The following is a 15,466-nucleotide window of genomic DNA, read 5'->3' as shown; positions in this document are numbered from 1 at the left end:
CTTTACGAGGCCCTATAGATATCCACTTTATCAGCCGCGGCGCGCTTTCACCGCTGTCGCCAGCTCGCGCAGCACGGTTTCGGTGTCTTCCCAACCGATGCAGGCGTCGGTGACGCTCTTGCCGTAAACCAGCGGATCGCCGCTTTCCAGATTCTGGTTGCCTTCCACCAGATGGCTTTCAATCATCACGCCCATAATCGCCTTTTCACCGCCGGCAATCTGCTTGCAAACGTCTGCATTCACTTCCAGCTGTTTTTTGAACTGCTTGCTGCTGTTGGCATGGCTGAAATCGATCATCACCTGCGCCGGCAGGCCCGCTTTGACCAGGCCTTCTTTGACTTCTTTCACGTGCGCCGCACTGTAGTTCGGCTCTTTGCCACCGCGCAGAATAATGTGGCAATCACCGTTGCCGCTGGTGTTCACAATGGCTGAATGGCCCCACTTGGTCACCGACAGGAAACAGTGTGGTGCGCTGGCAGCATTGATGGCGTCAATGGCAACCTTGATGGTGCCGTCGGTACCGTTTTTGAAGCCAACCGGGCAAGACAGGCCGGAAGAGAGCTCACGGTGCACCTGTGATTCAGTGGTGCGTGCGCCGATCGCACCCCAGCTCATCAGATCCGCCAGATACTGCGGGGTGATCATGTCGAGGAATTCGCCCGCCGCCGGCAAACCGGTATCGTTAATATCCAGCAGCAGCTTACGGGCCAGACGCAGACCGTCGTTGATCTGGAAGCTGTTATCCATTTGCGGATCGTTGATCAACCCTTTCCAGCCCACGGTGGTACGCGGCTTTTCAAAATAAACCCGCATCACCACTTCCAGCTCGCCGCTCAGTTCCTGACGCAGCGACAGCAGGCGACCGGCATACTCTTTCGCCGCTTTGGTGTCGTGGATTGAACAAGGGCCGATAACCACCAGCAGGCGATCGTCACTGCCGCGAAGGATCTGATGAATGGCACTGCGTGCCTTTGACACCGTCTCTGCTGCACGTTCAGTAGCCGGAAACTTCTCTAACAGGGCCACCGGTGGCAGGAGTTCCTTAATTTCTTTAATGCGTAAATCGTCGTTTTGGTAATTCATAACTTTTCCATTCGGTATCGAGAGGCGGTATTTCGCAGAGCATAGATCTAACCAATTTAGCCTCTGCGGGTAACGCTGTAAATCACCTTTGCCACGTGCCGAATGAACCTCTAAATTAACAGTAGATTGTGCTGTTTCATCGGGGGAGCGCAGTGGCTCCTTTTTCGTTATGCTAACGGCCAGGATACTGTTACTCGAGCCAAGCCATGCCCTCTTTGTTATTAGTTGATGACCATCCGGTGGTTCATGTCGCACTGGAAGCGGCGCTAATCAAGTCATCCCGCCGCTATCACCTGCAGGCGGTGCAAGACGACGTTCAGGCTCTGGCCCAATTGGCCACGGCCGACTTTGCGCTGGTGATCCTCGATATCGGTCTGCCACAGGTGGACGGTTTGCAATTATTGAAAAAAATCCGCCGCCACTATCCGCAGCAGCCGATCCTGATCTATACCGCACAGGAAGAGGATATCTACGCCCGCATGGCCTATTCGGCCGGTGCCAACGGATTTGTGCACAAGGGCAGCCGCCTTGAAGATCTGGTGCTGGCGATTGAAACCGTACTGGATGGAAGCTTGAGCTTTCCCGCCGCCGCCATGACCGAAGAGGCGCTGCCGGCAGAAGGCACGCTGCTGACGCCAAAAGAACTGCAGGTGCTCGGGCTGCTCAGCAAAGGCTTGTCCAATCTGAAAATCGCCGAAATGCTGAACATCAGCAACAAAACCGTCAGTACCCACAAGAAGAATATTCTGCGTAAGACCGGCGCCAGTAATCTGTTGGAGCTGGTGGCGGTGTTTAAAGAGCTGGCACCATGATGCGTGCGCTTTTGCTGCTGTTAACCCTGCTGCTGTGCGTCTGCAGCCTGGCACACGCGGTGCAGCCGGTACGCTATCAATTGGTCAGCAACCTGAATATCCCGCCCGACCTGCTGATCGCCAGCGAGAAAAATCCCTGGCGCGACGCGACGCTGCGCATCGGTATCATCAGTGAAAATACCAGCCCCTATAACATTATTGTGGATGACGATCTTTACGGTCTGAATGCCGACTACCTGGGCTATGTTCAGCAGGTCACCGGCATCCACTTTCAGATCTACGGCTTCTCAGACCTGGCGAAGCTTGAGCAAGCGTTGCATGACGGGACAGTCGATCTGGTGTACGGCATTCCGCAAAACGAAGCGCTGCACGGCCTGAAAATTTCTCAGCCTTATTACGTCAGTAACCTGCGCGTGCTGCGTGATCGCAGCAACGATCGCAAAGTGATGCTCAACTCCACCAATGCCCGGGTGGCGATCAGTACCCTGACCGATATGCAGGCCGGCAATGCGCTAAAGACGGTGTCGTCCCACGTCCAGCGCTATGACAACAACCTTCAGGCGGTGTATGCCCTGCTCAACGGCAGCAGCGACTACTTTATTGCCGATGAAGCCAGCGCCAGCTTTATCATCGACCAACTGCAGCTCGGCCAGCTTTATCAGATCGAAAGTACCCTCAACCTCGGCAACCTGTCGTTCGTATTTGCCGCCGCCAACCCGGCGCTGATCGAGACCCTCAACGTGGCCATCGCCGACACCCCGATGGAGTTGATGAATGCCATCCAAAGCCGCTGGAGTAAAAAGATCCCCAGCTATCTCGATACCGGCAACGCCGATCTGACGCAGATGGAGAAAAGCTGGGTGAAAACTCACCCCACCGTCTATTACGCCGCTATCGAGAATAACTTCCCCTTCGCTTACCGCGGTTCCGGTGGACAAGCGCGCGGTTATGCCATCGACATTTTGAATATCATCGCGCAAAACACCGGGTTGCGCTTTGTTCCACTCTGGGCGCGCAATGCCGAACAGGCGGATCAACTGGTACAGTCCGGCCAGGCCAGCTTTCGTACCGCTTTGCCACTGGCGCGTGGGGTTAAAGCGCGTTACAGCGCAAGTATGCCCATCCACCGTTCACTGTGGGGGGTGTATGTGGGTCAGCACGACAACGGCATTTCCACCTGGAGCGATCTGGCCGGTAAACGTATCGGCGTGTTGCAGGGCGATTTGGCGCAGGGCCTGGTGCCCGCCAATGAAGAACAGATCCGTTTTGCCGACAGCAAAGCCATGTATGACGCCCTGGCTAACGGCCAGTTGGATGCGCTGGTGGATAATGTGATTTCGGCAAATTTTGTCGCGCTGTCGCGTTACTCCGGGGCGATAAAGCTGGCCTTCGCCGCCAATAATATCGCCTATCCGGTAGCCTTCGGTGTGCAGCAGGATCAACCTTTGCTGCTGGCTATTCTCGACAAGAACCTGATGCAAATCCCGTCGGAAACGCTGCAGTCACTGCGCGATGAGTGGATTGTCGATCGCAGCAACCTGATCGACGCCGTGAATGAAAACCGTATGCAGCCGCAAACCACCTGGCTGCTGGCATTGCTGGTTGCGGCGATCCTGCTGCTGCTGGGGCTGACCCTGCGCCGTTTTATCCTGCAAAGACGCGAAACACGCGAACGGGAAGTGATTGAACAGGCACGTCGGCATGCCGAAGCCGAAAACCGAATGAAGAGCAAGTTTCTGGCCACCGTCAGCCACGAGCTGCGCACCCCGATGCACGCCATTCTTGGCTTGCTGGAACTGGAGCTAAAGCGCCAGCCGACTCCCGAGGGGCTGCCGGTCATCTACAGCTCGGCATCATCATTGCTCAACCTGCTCAATGACTTGCAAGACCATGCCCGGCTGGCTACCGGCTCGCTGACCCTGGTGCCCAAGGCCGTAGCCCTGCAACCCTGGATTGACCACATCAGTGCCCTGTACCGGCCACTGATCGGTGAACGCCCGGTAACCTTCGGCGTGAGTGCGAGCGACAACTTACCAGCCGCCGTTGTTATCGATGGTGAGCGTTTACTTCAGGTCGCTAACAACCTGATAAATAATGCCATTAAGTTCACCCCGCGCGGCAGCATTCAGGTCAGTCTCGGCTGGCGTGAACAGTCTGGGCCACTGGGGGAACTGTCACTGACGGTGACCGACAGCGGTTGTGGCATCGCCGCCGATGAGATCGACAAGTTGTTTCAGCCGTTTTACCGCGCACGCGGCGCACAGCGCGTGTCCATGCAGGGAACCGGGCTCGGGCTGTCTATCTGCAAGGAAATCATCGAGCAAATGGGCGGCAGGATAGAGTTGCACTCGCAGTTAGGCATCGGTACCGAAGTTACCCTATCCGTCCCGGTCAGCCAGGTCGCCCTTGGCTCGGCGGTACAGCAGGCCGATATGCCGCTCAATTTGCCCCCGCCGACCTTGCGCGTGGCGCTGATCGACGATCACCCCACCAATCTCTTGCTGATGGAACGACAGCTGCGCCACTTCGGCCTGCAGCCGACGCTGTTCGAGCAGGGTTACCCGCTGTTGAAAGCCCATCGTCAGCAGCCGTTTGACCTGCTGTTTATTGATTACAATATGCCGCGTCCGGATGGCCTGACGCTGGCGAGGCTGATAAGGCGTGACGAGCAGCGCCATCATCGTCCGGCTTGCCAAATTATCCTCTGCTCGGCGGACGTGCAGGAATTTACCCGTATCCCGCCGGAGCTGGTGGCCATAGATCGCTTTTTAACCAAGCCCATTTCACTGGATGCACTCGCCCAGACGTTGCCACAGCAATCCCAGGCGCTGGAGCAGCAGTTAGTCCTTACTGACCTTCAGCAGTCCCTGGCCGATATGGCCGGTAATGACCGACCGATGATCCAGCGTCTGGCGACAACGCTGCTGACAACGCTGCGGCAGGACCAGCAGCGGCTTGAGCAGGCGGTCCAGAGCAAGGACTGGCTGCAGCTTGGGCAAGCCGCGCACCGCATTAAGGGCAGCCTGTTGATGCTGCAACTGCCGGCGGCAGCCAGCCTGTGTCAACAACTGGTGGACAGCGGGCGTGAAGGAACATTGCTTCAGGCCACCTATACTGAATTAAGTGCGTTAGTGGAACAGATACTGATAGAACTGGATGGTCTGGTCAGCGCTAACGCGTCGTCTATTGTTATGCACCATAAGGATGAATAATGTCGGATAGCCCGCACGTACACCTACCGAAAGACAGTAATAGTAAACGCCTACTGACCGCTTTTTTAGTCACTGCGGTATTTATGATCGCCGAAGTGATCGGTGGGTTAATTTCAGGTTCACTGGCGCTGCTGGCCGATGCCGGCCATATGCTCACCGACGCTGCTGCGTTGCTGGTCGCCTTGATGGCGGTGCACTTCTCGCAGCGCAAGCCCAATGCACGCCATACCTTTGGTTATCTGCGCCTGACCACCCTCGCGGCCTTCCTCAACGCCGCCGCGCTGTTGGTGATCGTGGTATTCATCCTGTGGGAGGCGATACGGCGTTTCTTCGAGCCACAGCCGGTGATGGGTACGCCGATGCTGATTATCGCCATTGCGGGGCTGCTGGCTAACCTGTTCGCCTTCTGGCTGCTGCACCGCGGTAGCGAAGAGAAGAACATCAACGTGCGGGCCGCGGCACTGCACGTGTTGGGGGATTTACTGGGGTCGGTGGGGGCCATTGCCGCAGCGATTGTGATCCTGACCACCGGCTGGACGCCGATCGACCCGATACTGTCGGTGCTGGTGTCCTGCCTGGTGATACGCAGTGCCTGGCGGCTGCTGAAGGAGAGCTTCCACGAGCTGCTGGAGGGGACGCCGCAAGAAGTGGATATCGCCAAACTGCAAAAAGACCTGTGCCTGAATATTCCTGAGGTGCGCAACATCCACCATGTCCACGTCTGGCAGATTGGTGAACAGAAGCTGATGACGTTGCATGCGCAGGTGATACCGCCGAATGACCATGATGGCTTGCTGCGCCGCATTCAGGGCTATCTGTTGGAACACTACCGGATTGGCCACGTGACCATTCAAATGGAATACCAGCATTGCGATACGCCCGACTGCGGAATTAACCGGGCTCCCGAGCCGAGTGACCACTCACATTCCGGTTCGCATTCCCATCTGGGCCATCATCATTAACACCATCGGGGCGCCTTATAGGGCGCCCCGGCGATATTTTAAGGAGCGGAAGACAAAGGCCGCGATTGGTTGTTGCCGGCGCTTTTGATCCACAGCCAGGAACCGTTCAGCGCAATCAGCGTCAGGATCACGTATTCCAGCGCCATGGCGTAAACGCCCTGATAGGCAAAAATCGCCACGCTGATCACGTCAATCACCACCCACAGCAACCAATTCTCCACGTACTTGCGCGTCATCAGAATCATCGCGACGATCGACAGCACCATCATCGCTGAATCCCAGAACGGGAAGGCGTCCGGTTGCAACTCAGGCATTTGCACGCTGAGGCCCAATCCCTGCATTACCGTCACCGCAACCTGGGTCAACCAGGCGAAAACGCGGTCGATATTAAAGGTCATCAGCGCAATGCCGATCACGCAGACCGCCGCCCAGCCCAATGCCTTCGGCAACGATAACCAACGAATCTTCAGCTCGGCCTGATTATCCTGCGTCTGGCGACTCCAGGCGTACCAGCCGTAGATATTGGCAACAAAGAAGAACAGCTGCAGCAGCAGGCTGGCGTAAAGCTGGATTTGGAAGAAAATCACCGCGAACAGCGTGACGTTAATCAGGCCGAACAGGTAATTGATGATTTTCTCTTTGCTGGCATACCAGATACACAACAAACCGAACAAGGTGCCGATCGCCTCAATCCACGACAGATCATAACCCCCCGCGCCCAGCGGGATATGCACCAAGATATTGCTGGTACTGAAAAAGCTCATTTTATTATCCTTATTAAACGGTTAAGCGTTCCCTTTTACCTGCATTTTTAATTGGGCAGCAAAATCCAACATCCGGTTCAGCGGGATTAACGCCTTTTGACGTAACGCCGCATCCACGTGGATCTCATGCAGTGCACCGCCCTGCTCCAGCCCGTCGGCAATCGCCTTCAGGCCGTTCATCGCCATCCATGGGCAGTGCGCACAGCTGCGACAGGTGGCGCCTTCACCGGCGGTCGGCGCTTCAAAAAGCTCCTTGTCCGGGCAGGCCTGTTGCATCTTATAAAAAATACCGCGATCGGTGGCGACAATCAGTTGCGGATTAGGCAAAGTTTTCGCCGCCTGTATCAATTGGCTGGTTGAGCCTACCGCATCGGCCAGATCAACCACCGCCTGTGGCGACTCAGGGTGCACCAGTATCGCCGCGTCAGGGTATAAGGCCTTCATGCGCATCAGTGCCTGGGTTTTAAACTCGTCATGGACGATACAGGCCCCCTGCCAACACAATACGTCGGCGCCCGTCTGCTTTTGCACGTAGTTGCCCAGGTGACGGTCCGGGGCCCAGATGATTTTCTCGCCCAGGCTGTCGAGGTGCTCAATCAGTTCAACGGCGATACTGGAGGTAACTACCCAGTCCGCGCGAGCTTTTACCGCCGCCGAGGTATTAGCGTAGATCACCACGGTGCGATCGGGGTGGCTGTCGCAAAATGCATGGAATTCTTCTTCCGGACAGCCAAGATCCAGCGAGCATTCTGCGTGCAGCGTCGGCATCAGCACCTGTTTTTCCGGGCTGAGGATTTTGGCGGTTTCGCCCATAAAGCGCACGCCGGCGACCAATAAGGTCGAAGCCGGGTGATTACTGCCAAAGCGCGCCATTTCCAACGAGTCCGCCACACAGCCGCCGGTTTCCTCCGCCAGCGCCTGGATTTCAGGATCGGTGTAATAATGGGCCACCATTACCGCATTGCGCTGTTTGAGCAGGGTTTTAATCTTCTCGCGATAAAACGCCTTTTGCGCTACGTCCAGCGGTACGGGTTTCGGCGGGAACGGGTACACCGCCGCATTAACATCAAACATTTCACTCATCGCTGCAATCTCTGTGCTAGGCTGGGTGTCTGCTGCCCGGGTAGTCCCCATCGCAACCCCCTTCGTTTTATATACTAAACAAAATACCTAAAACTGAGCGAAAAGTCCGCTGATATTTTCAATATCACGCCAATGAAGTTTAATGGATTGAATTTTTGATCAAAGCGAGAGATCTGCAGGGGCAAAGTGCTTTCGTGATAGAGAGAATGGATTACGCGTGCCAACCAAAATGGCGGAGGGTGGATCGTACCGGAGATTTTGTCGGACCTGAGCGCAGCTTCTGGCTTACGCGATTCGTGCTATATGATTTTTAATTCTGGGGAAGTACTGAGGGACTATGCGAGATGGTGGGTCGTGCAGGATTCGAACCTGCGACCAATTGATTAAAAGTCAACTGCTCTACCAACTGAGCTAACGACCCACTGATGTGGTTTACTGCTGAACCGCGTAAGCAGGAGAGGAACTCGCTGCAAGAATGGTGGGTCGTGCAGGATTCGAACCTGCGACCAATTGATTAAAAGTCAACTGCTCTACCAACTGAGCTAACGACCCACTGACGTGGTTTACTGCTGAACAGCCAATACAAACCGAAGCCTGGATTGAGGAAAAACAATTCTGAAATGGTGGGTCGTGCAGGATTATTCGGCCTTTGGCCTCACCCTTCGGGCCATCACTTGCGTGATGTTGTCTCGCTTCGCGAGACTCGAACCTTTACGGTTCTCACCCTGACGATTCCACATCGTAATCACATCTAAAAATGGTGGGTCGTGCAGGATTCGAACCTGCGACCAATTGATTAAAAGTCAACTGCTCTACCAACTGAGCTAACGACCCACAGCAGTGGTGGGTGATGACGGGCTCGAACCGCCGACCCCCTCCGTGTAAAGGAGATGCTCTACCAACTGAGCTAATCACCCACTGACGTGGTTACTGCTACTACTTCAGAAATTGGTGGGTCGTGCAGGATTATTTGGCTTGCGCCTCACCCTTCGGGCCATCACTTCGTGATGTTGTCTCGCTTTGCGAGACTCGAACCTTTACGGTTCTCACCCTTACGATTTCACTTCATTTCCTATTTCAGAAATTGGTGGGTCGTGCAGGATTCGAACCTGCGACCAATTGATTAAAAGTCAACTGCTCTACCAACTGAGCTAACGACCCAATTTCCTTGCTGCTTTAACATCTTGCAAGATGTCTTGGCAACGGCGGCATATATTACTAATTTATCTTGGCAGCGCAACCTAAATTTTTGAACAAGGGGTTCAACTGCTTGTTCTTCACGCGAATGAGCCCAGAAAGCGGTCAAATCGACTAACTTCTGGGCTCATTTTTTTTCTGACTAACCGGCTACGCGACTTTTCGCCTGTTTGGCCGCCGCACTGGTTGGGTATTGTTTAATCACCTGTTGGAACACGGCTTTGGCTTTATCGGCCTGCCCTTTTTCCTGCATGATGATACCCACCTTGTACATGGCGTCCGGAGCCTTAGGTGACTTTGAGTAATTCTTCACCACGACCGCATAATAGTAAGCCGCATCGTCTTTCTTACCCTTGTTGTAATACAACTGCCCCAGCCAGTAGTTGGCATTAGGCTGATAAGTAGACTTTGGGTACTGTTTTACGAAGGTCTGAAAAGCGGAGATTGCCTGGTCATACTGTTTTTTTTCCAGCGCCAATGAAACAGCGGCGTTGTAGTCGCTGTTTTCATCACCCGAGCTGGCCGGTGCAGCTGCTGTAGCGCCCGCAGACGCATTGTCAGCGCCTTCGGAGGACGCAGCCGCTGCTGCTCCACCCGCGGCACCCGCTGCGGCAGCAGAGCTCTGAGCGCCGCCCTGGCTGATGCTATCCATCTGTTGATAGATTTGCTTTTGGCGTTCAACGACCTGATTCAGTTGATATTGGCTTTCCTGGATTTGCCCGCGGAGCGAGTCAATATCGCGCTGATTGTCAGAGAGTTGTTGCTGGAGTTGGTTTAAAAGCTGGCCTTGAGCATTGCTGATGCGCTCAAGCGAGGTGACACGGTCTTCGACCGAGCCGGAGCCGACATTACTGATTGGCGCTTGGGCAGTAGCGGCCCATGGGACCGCTACGCCAACCAGTAACGACAGACTCAACAAGTGACGTCTGAAGTTACTGTTCATGCGATTCTCTTAGTAAACCAGAACTGCACGACGGTTTTTAGCATAAGCCGCTTCGTCGTGGCCCAGTACTGCTGGTTTTTCTTTACCGTAAGAAACGATAGAGATTTGGTCAGCTGAAACGCCTTTACCTTGCAGGTACATTTTCACGGAGTTAGCACGACGCTCACCCAGGGCAATGTTGTATTCCGGCGTACCGCGCTCATCCGCGTGGCCTTCTACGGTCACTTTGTAAGACGGGTTGTTACGCAGGAATGCAGCGTGTGCGTCCAGCATCTGAGCGAACTCAGAGCTCACGTCATACTTGTCCAGACCGAAGTAAACAATGTTGTTCTTCTGCAGTTCTTGCATCTGCAGACGAGCTTGTTCTTCAGAAGACAGGTTGCTGCTGCCGTTTTCTGTACCAGTGCCAGCGCCAGCGCCCAGACCAGATTGGTCGTTGTTTGCGCTTTTGTTAGAACTACAAGCTGCTACAGCCAGGACTGGCAGTGCCAGCAGAAGCCCTTTCAGCACTTTGTTCAGTTGCATTTCTTTAATCCTTTTATAGTTTGCCATACATATTTACACATGCATCACAGATACGGCGACCAGGCAGGGAATTTGACCTGTCCATCAGTTGCCGGAAGACGCGCTTTAAAACGCCCATCAGTCGATACCAGTTGCAACACGGAGCCCATACCTTGCGTGGAGCTATAGATCACCATGGTGCCATTTGGCGCAATACTAGGCGTTTCGTCCAGGAAGGTGCCGGTTAAAACTTGAACGGCACCCGATCCGAGATCTTGTTTGGCGATATGCTGAGCACCGTTGTTTGAGCTCACCATCACCAGGAATTTACCATCAGAGCTGACTTCAGAATCCTGATTCTGAGAGCCTTCCCATGTCAGACGCTGTGACGCACCGCCACTGGCACTGACTTTATAAATCTGTGGCCGGCCACCCTGATCGGAGGTATACGCCAGAGACTGGCCATCCGGGAACCAGGTCGGTTCGGTATTGTTGCTGCGCCCGTCGGTGATTTGGGTAATCTGGCCAGAGCCCAGATTCATCACATACAGGTTCAGGCTGCCGCTTTTAGACAGCGCGAAGGCCAGACGGCTGCCGTCCGGTGAGAACGCCGGTGCACCGTTGTGGCGCGGGAACGAGGCGATCTGACGGATAGCACCGTTAGCCAGGGTCTGAACCACCAGCGCAGAGCGGCCGCTTTCAAAGGTCACGTACGCCAGTTTGCTGCCGTCCGGCGACCAGGCCGGGGACATCAGTGGTTCCGGTGAACGGTGTACCACAAACTGGTTGTAGCCATCGTAATCCGCTACGCGCAGCTCGTACGGGAATTTCCCGCCGTTGGTCTGCACAACGTAAGCGATACGGGTACGGAAAGCGCCCTTGATGCCGGTCAGCTTTTCAAACACTTCGTCACTGGCGGTGTGAGCAGAATAACGCAACCACTGTTTGGTCACTTTATACTGGTTCTGCGCCAATACGGTGCCTGGAGAACCTGAGGTGTCCACCAGTTGATAAGAGATCAGGTAGCCGCCGTCCGCACCAGGTTGCACCTGGCCGACCACGACCGCATCAATGCCCAATGCAGTCCAGGCCGCCGGCGTCACTTCAGACGCGGTGGTCGGTTGCTGCGGCATGCGCGCTACGTCAATTGGGTTGAATTTGCCGCTGTTGCGCAGGTCTGCGCCGACAATCTTGCCAATATCTTCCGGAGGCGTGCCTGGGCCAGCCCATTTAAACGGCACCACACCAATCGGGCGAGCGGAGTCGACCCCCTGGGTGATTTCAATGCGAACTTCCGCGTGAAGAACGGAGGCCCACAGTATTAAAAAACCTAACGCTACTCGAAATGCCTGCTTCATCTCATCTCCCTTATCCAGGCGGGATGCCTGCGATAAATTAGCAGAATTTTAACAAACCAACGCAAACAAAACTACATAATCCCTGTTGGTTACCTTAGTACATCCCTGCGATATGACTTAGCTAATCAACCGTTATTGTGGCTTAAATACAAGGGTCGAATTCTTAAAGTGCTGATAAACGGCATCGCTCGGCGGTTTCGGGATCTTCGCCTGATTCGCAGCAGCTACAGCCGCCTGGCACAGAGCGGGATCGCCACCCACCGATGTCACGTTAATCAAAAAGCCATCAGGCCCCAGTTTGATGCGTAGGTTGCAAGTCTTACCGGCGAACGAACTGGCATCATAAAACTTATTCTGAATCGCTGTGCGAATCTGCCCCGCATACCCCTCAATATCAGCACCACTGGCCCCCGCGGCCTTGGCATTGCCCTGACCGGCCGGTTTGCCGTCACCCTTAGCTTTAGCCCCACCGCCTTTCGGCGCGTTTTTACCGTCCGCCAGGTCGCCAAACAGATCATTGACGTCCGAAGACTGAGCTGCAGCTGCGGCAGCGGCTTTCTTCTTGGCGTCTGCCGCTTTCTTGGCAGCAGCTTTCTCAGCGGCCGCTTTTTCGGCAGCGGCAGCTTTTTTCTCCGCTTCTGCGGCCGCTTTCTTCTCGGCATCAGCAGCGGCTTTTTTCTCCGCTTCTGCTGCAGCTTTCTTCTCTGCTTCAGCTGCGGCCTTTTTCTCTGCGGCTTCGGCAGCAGCGGCTTTCTTCGCTTCTTCCGCCTGTTTCTTGGCGGCAGCGGCGGCGGCGGCTTCTTTCTTGGCTTCAGACTCTGCTTTCTTCTGCGCGTCGGCCTGCGCTTTAGCGACTTTATCTGCCTCGGCCTTCGCCTTGGCGGCGGCCGCTTCCGCTACTTTCTGTTGTTCTTTGGCTTTCGCCGCGGCGTTCTCGGCCGCTTTTTGCTGTTCAGCAGCCTGCTTTTGTTGCTCCGCCGCCTGTTTTTGCTGCTCTGCGGCCTGCTTCTGCTGTTCAGCCTGTTCTTTCGCGTCCTGTGCCGCTTTTTCCTGTGCAGACAAACGCTCTTTCTCCAGCTCTTTCAGGCGCTGCTGTTCCGCCGCCTGCTTCTGCTGAAGCTCTTCGGCTTGTTGTTCCGCTTTTTTCTGGCGCTGCTTTTCAGCACGCTGCGCGTCGTTACTCTGCTGTTGCTGGCGGTTGTACTGCTCCACCACTGCCCCGGGATCGACCATCACTGCACCGACGACCGAACCGTCGCCGCCACCGCCGGCACTGTTCATGTCGACGTTTTCTTGCAGCGATCCCCAAATCAGCAGGGCAATCAATACAAAGTGCAGAACGACCGAAACAATAACGGCGCGGTTCAGCTTATCGTTTTGCTCAGTTGCCTTTACCAAAATAGATTCCCAAAAACTGGTGTTGCTTATACGGGGTTCCTGCACCGCAGCACAGGAACCGGGTTGCCACTGACCTCAGGGTCAGATTGGCTGGGTCATCAGCCCCACGGAAGCCACGCCCGCCTGATGGAGAATATTCAGTGCCTTGATAATCTCATCGTACGGTACTTCCTTCGCCCCTCCGATCAAAAAGACCGTTTTCGGGTTAGCCGCTAAACGCGACTTGGCTTCGGCGGCAACCTGTTCCGGTGGCAGCAGCTCCATGCGGTTGTGATCCACCACCAGGGTGTATTGACCCACGCCTGAAACCTCAAGGATCACCGGCGGGTTATCATCGCTGGACACCGTTTTGGAATCGGTCGCGTCCGGCAGATCAACCTCAACGCTCTGCGTGATAATCGGCGCCGTTGCCATAAAGATCAGCAACAGCACCAGTAAAACGTCGAGCAACGGAACGATGTTAATTTCGGACTTCAGCTCGCGCCGATTACGTCCACGAACTCTCGCCATGCTACCTCCTACTTATTTGCTGTCGCTGGAGAAGGCCTGACGATGCAGAATAGCGGTGAACTCTTCCATAAAGTTGTCGTAATTCTGCTCAAGCTTGTTGACGCGCTGGTTGAGGCGGTTATAGGCCATAACGGCCGGAATAGCGGCGAACAAACCGATGGCGGTTGCGATCAGTGCTTCGGCGATACCCGGTGCTACCATTTGCAGCGTGGCCTGCTTCACCGCGCCCAGTGCGATAAAGGCATGCATAATCCCCCACACGGTGCCGAACAGACCGATATACGGACTGATCGAACCCACGGTGCCAAGGAAAGGAATGTGGTTTTCCAGCGTTTCCAGCTCGCGGTTCATCGAGATGCGCATGGCGCGTGACGCCCCTTCGATCACCGATTCAGGCGCATGGTTGTTAGCGCGGTGCAAACGAGCGAACTCTTTGAAACCAGAGTGGAAAATTTGCTCTGAACCGGTCAGGCTATCGCGACGCGCCTGGCTTTCCTGATACAGACGGGAAAGCTCAATACCGGACCAGAATTTGTCTTCAAAGGCTTCGGCGTCACGCGTGGCCGCATTCAGGATGCGGGTACGCTGGATGATGATCGCCCAAGAGGCCACTGAGAAGCATATCAAAATCAACATGATAAGCTTAACCAGCAAACTCGCCTTCAAGAATAAATCTAGGATGTTCATGTCAGTCACTGCTTAAACTCCGCGACAATAGACTTAGGAAGCGCTATCGGCTTCATTTGGTGTGGATCAATGCATGCAATCAACACATCGGCCTGACTCAAAAGAGTCCCGTCAGAATTGACAATGCGTTGGGCAAACGTGAGAGAGGCCCCGCGCATTGAGGTGATTTCACTCTGCACTTCCAGCTGTTCGTCGAGACGAGCCGGAGCCAGGTAATCCACCGTCATGCGCCGAACCACGAAAGCGACATGTTCACTGAGCAGCTGCTGTTGATGAAAGTTGTGATGACGCAGCATCTCGGTGCGCGCTCTTTCAAAAAAGGCGACATAGCGGGCGTGATAGACCACACCACTGGCATCGGTATCCTCGTAGTAAACGCGAACCGGCCATCGAAACAACGTATTACTCACTCTACTTCCCAGCAATGCAATTTAACGGTGCTACTATACGCAAGACGGATCGGGTTGGGAATGGGTTACAAGAGGGGAACGAAAATAATTATGGGCCTGAAGGGCCCATAACGCGGGGATATAGAGGAGATTATAAAGAAACGTAAAGTAATCCTGCGGCGAGGATCACAATTGCCGGAAGTGGCGCAAAAAAAGCGCGCCATAACGTCCGCTGCGGTTTGAAACCAACGCCGTGAACGACCCCGGCGCAAACAGCCCAAATCAGCAGCAGCCCTTCCCAAATCTCCAGCGAGCTGGTCTTCGCCGCAAAGCGGGTCGGATCCCAGAAAATACAGCCCGCCAAAATCAACGCCAGCACCAGTGAAAGGGCCCGGACCGGGCCCTTGTCAGTTATGGCGTACAGCTTGTCAGTTAATGACGAACTCATCACTTACCGTCTTGCTGTGCTTTAGAATCTTCGTGGTGCTCAAGCGCCAGCGCCGTGATGATACCGAAGGCACAGGCAAGAAGCGTTCCGAGAATCCAGGCAAAATACCACATGGT

The 15,466-nt window shown here is 54.9% G+C and carries 15 protein-coding genes, 5 tRNA genes and 2 other RNA genes; 3 read left to right on the top strand and 19 right to left on the bottom strand.

Annotation, left to right across the window (positions count from 1 at the left end; translation table 11 throughout):
- Positions 1 to 30 precede the first annotated feature (30 nt).
- The gene (gene aroG / locus H5P17_RS13975; RefSeq protein ID WP_020825692.1) at positions 31 to 1,083 is read right to left on the bottom strand and encodes a 3-deoxy-7-phosphoheptulonate synthase AroG; all 1,053 of its coding nucleotides are present in this window, start codon (positions 1,081 to 1,083) and stop codon (positions 31 to 33) included.
- A gap of 206 nt (positions 1,084 to 1,289) precedes the next feature.
- Between aroG and H5P17_RS13970 the strand changes: the two genes are divergently transcribed.
- From H5P17_RS13970 to zitB, 3 genes are read left to right on the top strand one after another with little or no spacing between them, the layout of a single operon-like run.
- Positions 1,290 to 1,895 (top strand): response regulator transcription factor, encoded by a 606-nt coding sequence (locus tag H5P17_RS13970; protein WP_182823509.1) that lies wholly within the window; start codon positions 1,290 to 1,292, stop codon positions 1,893 to 1,895.
- A complete protein-coding gene (locus H5P17_RS13965; protein ID WP_182823507.1) occupies positions 1,892 to 5,107 on the top strand; it encodes a transporter substrate-binding domain-containing protein in 3,216 nt (1,071 codons plus the stop codon). Before H5P17_RS13970 ends, H5P17_RS13965 begins: the two co-directional genes overlap by 4 nt.
- Complete coding sequence (gene zitB / locus H5P17_RS13960) at positions 5,107 to 6,069, top strand: CDF family zinc transporter ZitB (RefSeq protein ID WP_046374259.1); 963 nt, start codon at positions 5,107 to 5,109, stop codon at positions 6,067 to 6,069. Before H5P17_RS13965 ends, zitB begins: the two co-directional genes overlap by 1 nt.
- 38 nt (positions 6,070 to 6,107) lie before the next feature.
- Here zitB and pnuC read toward each other — a convergent pair whose 3' ends face one another.
- The 18 genes from pnuC to cydX form a co-directional block, all read right to left on the bottom strand.
- Positions 6,108 to 6,833 (bottom strand): nicotinamide riboside transporter PnuC, encoded by a 726-nt coding sequence (gene pnuC, locus H5P17_RS13955; RefSeq protein WP_182823505.1) that lies wholly within the window; start codon positions 6,831 to 6,833, stop codon positions 6,108 to 6,110.
- Between the two features lie 21 nt (positions 6,834 to 6,854).
- Positions 6,855 to 7,916: a quinolinate synthase NadA gene (gene nadA, locus H5P17_RS13950; RefSeq protein ID WP_182823504.1), complete on the bottom strand. Its 1,062-nt coding sequence runs from the start codon at positions 7,914 to 7,916 to the stop codon at positions 6,855 to 6,857.
- Positions 7,917 to 8,261: 345 nt separating this feature from the next.
- A tRNA-Lys gene (locus tag H5P17_RS13945) sits at positions 8,262 to 8,337 on the bottom strand.
- 55 nt (positions 8,338 to 8,392) lie between these two features.
- Positions 8,393 to 8,468 (bottom strand) — tRNA-Lys (locus H5P17_RS13940).
- Between the two features lie 69 nt (positions 8,469 to 8,537).
- Positions 8,538 to 8,660, bottom strand: a non-coding RNA gene (locus H5P17_RS13935) — RtT sRNA.
- Between the two features lie 14 nt (positions 8,661 to 8,674).
- Positions 8,675 to 8,750: transfer RNA gene (locus tag H5P17_RS13930), tRNA-Lys, on the bottom strand.
- Positions 8,751 to 8,757: 7 nt separating this feature from the next.
- A tRNA-Val gene (locus H5P17_RS13925) sits at positions 8,758 to 8,833 on the bottom strand.
- Positions 8,834 to 8,865: 32 nt separating this feature from the next.
- Positions 8,866 to 8,986: non-coding RNA, RtT sRNA (locus H5P17_RS13920), on the bottom strand.
- A 15-nt stretch (positions 8,987 to 9,001) separates the two neighbouring features.
- Positions 9,002 to 9,077: transfer RNA gene (locus H5P17_RS13915), tRNA-Lys, on the bottom strand.
- 178 nt (positions 9,078 to 9,255) lie between these two features.
- Entirely contained in the window at positions 9,256 to 10,056 is an 801-nt protein-coding gene (gene cpoB / locus H5P17_RS13910; RefSeq protein WP_044548922.1) for a cell division protein CpoB, read from the bottom strand.
- A gap of 9 nt (positions 10,057 to 10,065) precedes the next feature.
- On the bottom strand, positions 10,066 to 10,581 hold the full coding sequence (pal, locus tag H5P17_RS13905; protein WP_020825686.1) for a peptidoglycan-associated lipoprotein Pal: 516 nt from the start codon (positions 10,579 to 10,581) through the stop codon (positions 10,066 to 10,068).
- Between the two features lie 44 nt (positions 10,582 to 10,625).
- Entirely contained in the window at positions 10,626 to 11,918 is a 1,293-nt protein-coding gene (gene tolB / locus H5P17_RS13900; RefSeq protein ID WP_020825685.1) for a Tol-Pal system beta propeller repeat protein TolB, read from the bottom strand.
- A gap of 132 nt (positions 11,919 to 12,050) precedes the next feature.
- On the bottom strand, positions 12,051 to 13,316 hold the full coding sequence (gene tolA / locus H5P17_RS13895; protein ID WP_182823502.1) for a cell envelope integrity protein TolA: 1,266 nt from the start codon (positions 13,314 to 13,316) through the stop codon (positions 12,051 to 12,053).
- An 81-nt stretch (positions 13,317 to 13,397) separates the two neighbouring features.
- Positions 13,398 to 13,826: a colicin uptake protein TolR gene (tolR, locus tag H5P17_RS13890; protein WP_020825683.1), complete on the bottom strand. Its 429-nt coding sequence runs from the start codon at positions 13,824 to 13,826 to the stop codon at positions 13,398 to 13,400.
- 12 nt (positions 13,827 to 13,838) lie between these two features.
- A complete protein-coding gene (gene tolQ, locus H5P17_RS13885; protein ID WP_039992358.1) occupies positions 13,839 to 14,522 on the bottom strand; it encodes a Tol-Pal system protein TolQ in 684 nt (227 codons plus the stop codon).
- Positions 14,519 to 14,923, bottom strand: a complete 405-nt coding sequence (ybgC, locus tag H5P17_RS13880; protein WP_020825682.1) for a tol-pal system-associated acyl-CoA thioesterase — start codon at positions 14,921 to 14,923, stop codon at positions 14,519 to 14,521. Before ybgC ends, tolQ begins: the two co-directional genes overlap by 4 nt.
- A gap of 130 nt (positions 14,924 to 15,053) precedes the next feature.
- On the bottom strand, positions 15,054 to 15,350 hold the full coding sequence (gene ybgE / locus H5P17_RS13875; protein WP_044548919.1) for a cyd operon protein YbgE: 297 nt from the start codon (positions 15,348 to 15,350) through the stop codon (positions 15,054 to 15,056).
- Positions 15,350 to 15,463 carry a cytochrome bd-I oxidase subunit CydX gene (gene cydX, locus H5P17_RS13870; protein WP_004949761.1) on the bottom strand — a complete coding sequence of 38 codons (114 nt, stop codon included), beginning with the start codon at positions 15,461 to 15,463 and terminating at the stop codon, positions 15,350 to 15,352. Before cydX ends, ybgE begins: the two co-directional genes overlap by 1 nt.
- Positions 15,464 to 15,466: the final 3 nt, after the last annotated feature.

This window comes from Serratia sp. OS31, assembly GCF_014164835.1.
In the GTDB taxonomy this organism is placed as follows: domain Bacteria; phylum Pseudomonadota; class Gammaproteobacteria; order Enterobacterales; family Enterobacteriaceae; genus Serratia; species Serratia liquefaciens_A.
Note: the sequence above shows the minus strand (reverse complement) of the source record. Positions and strands in the feature narration are given on the sequence as shown.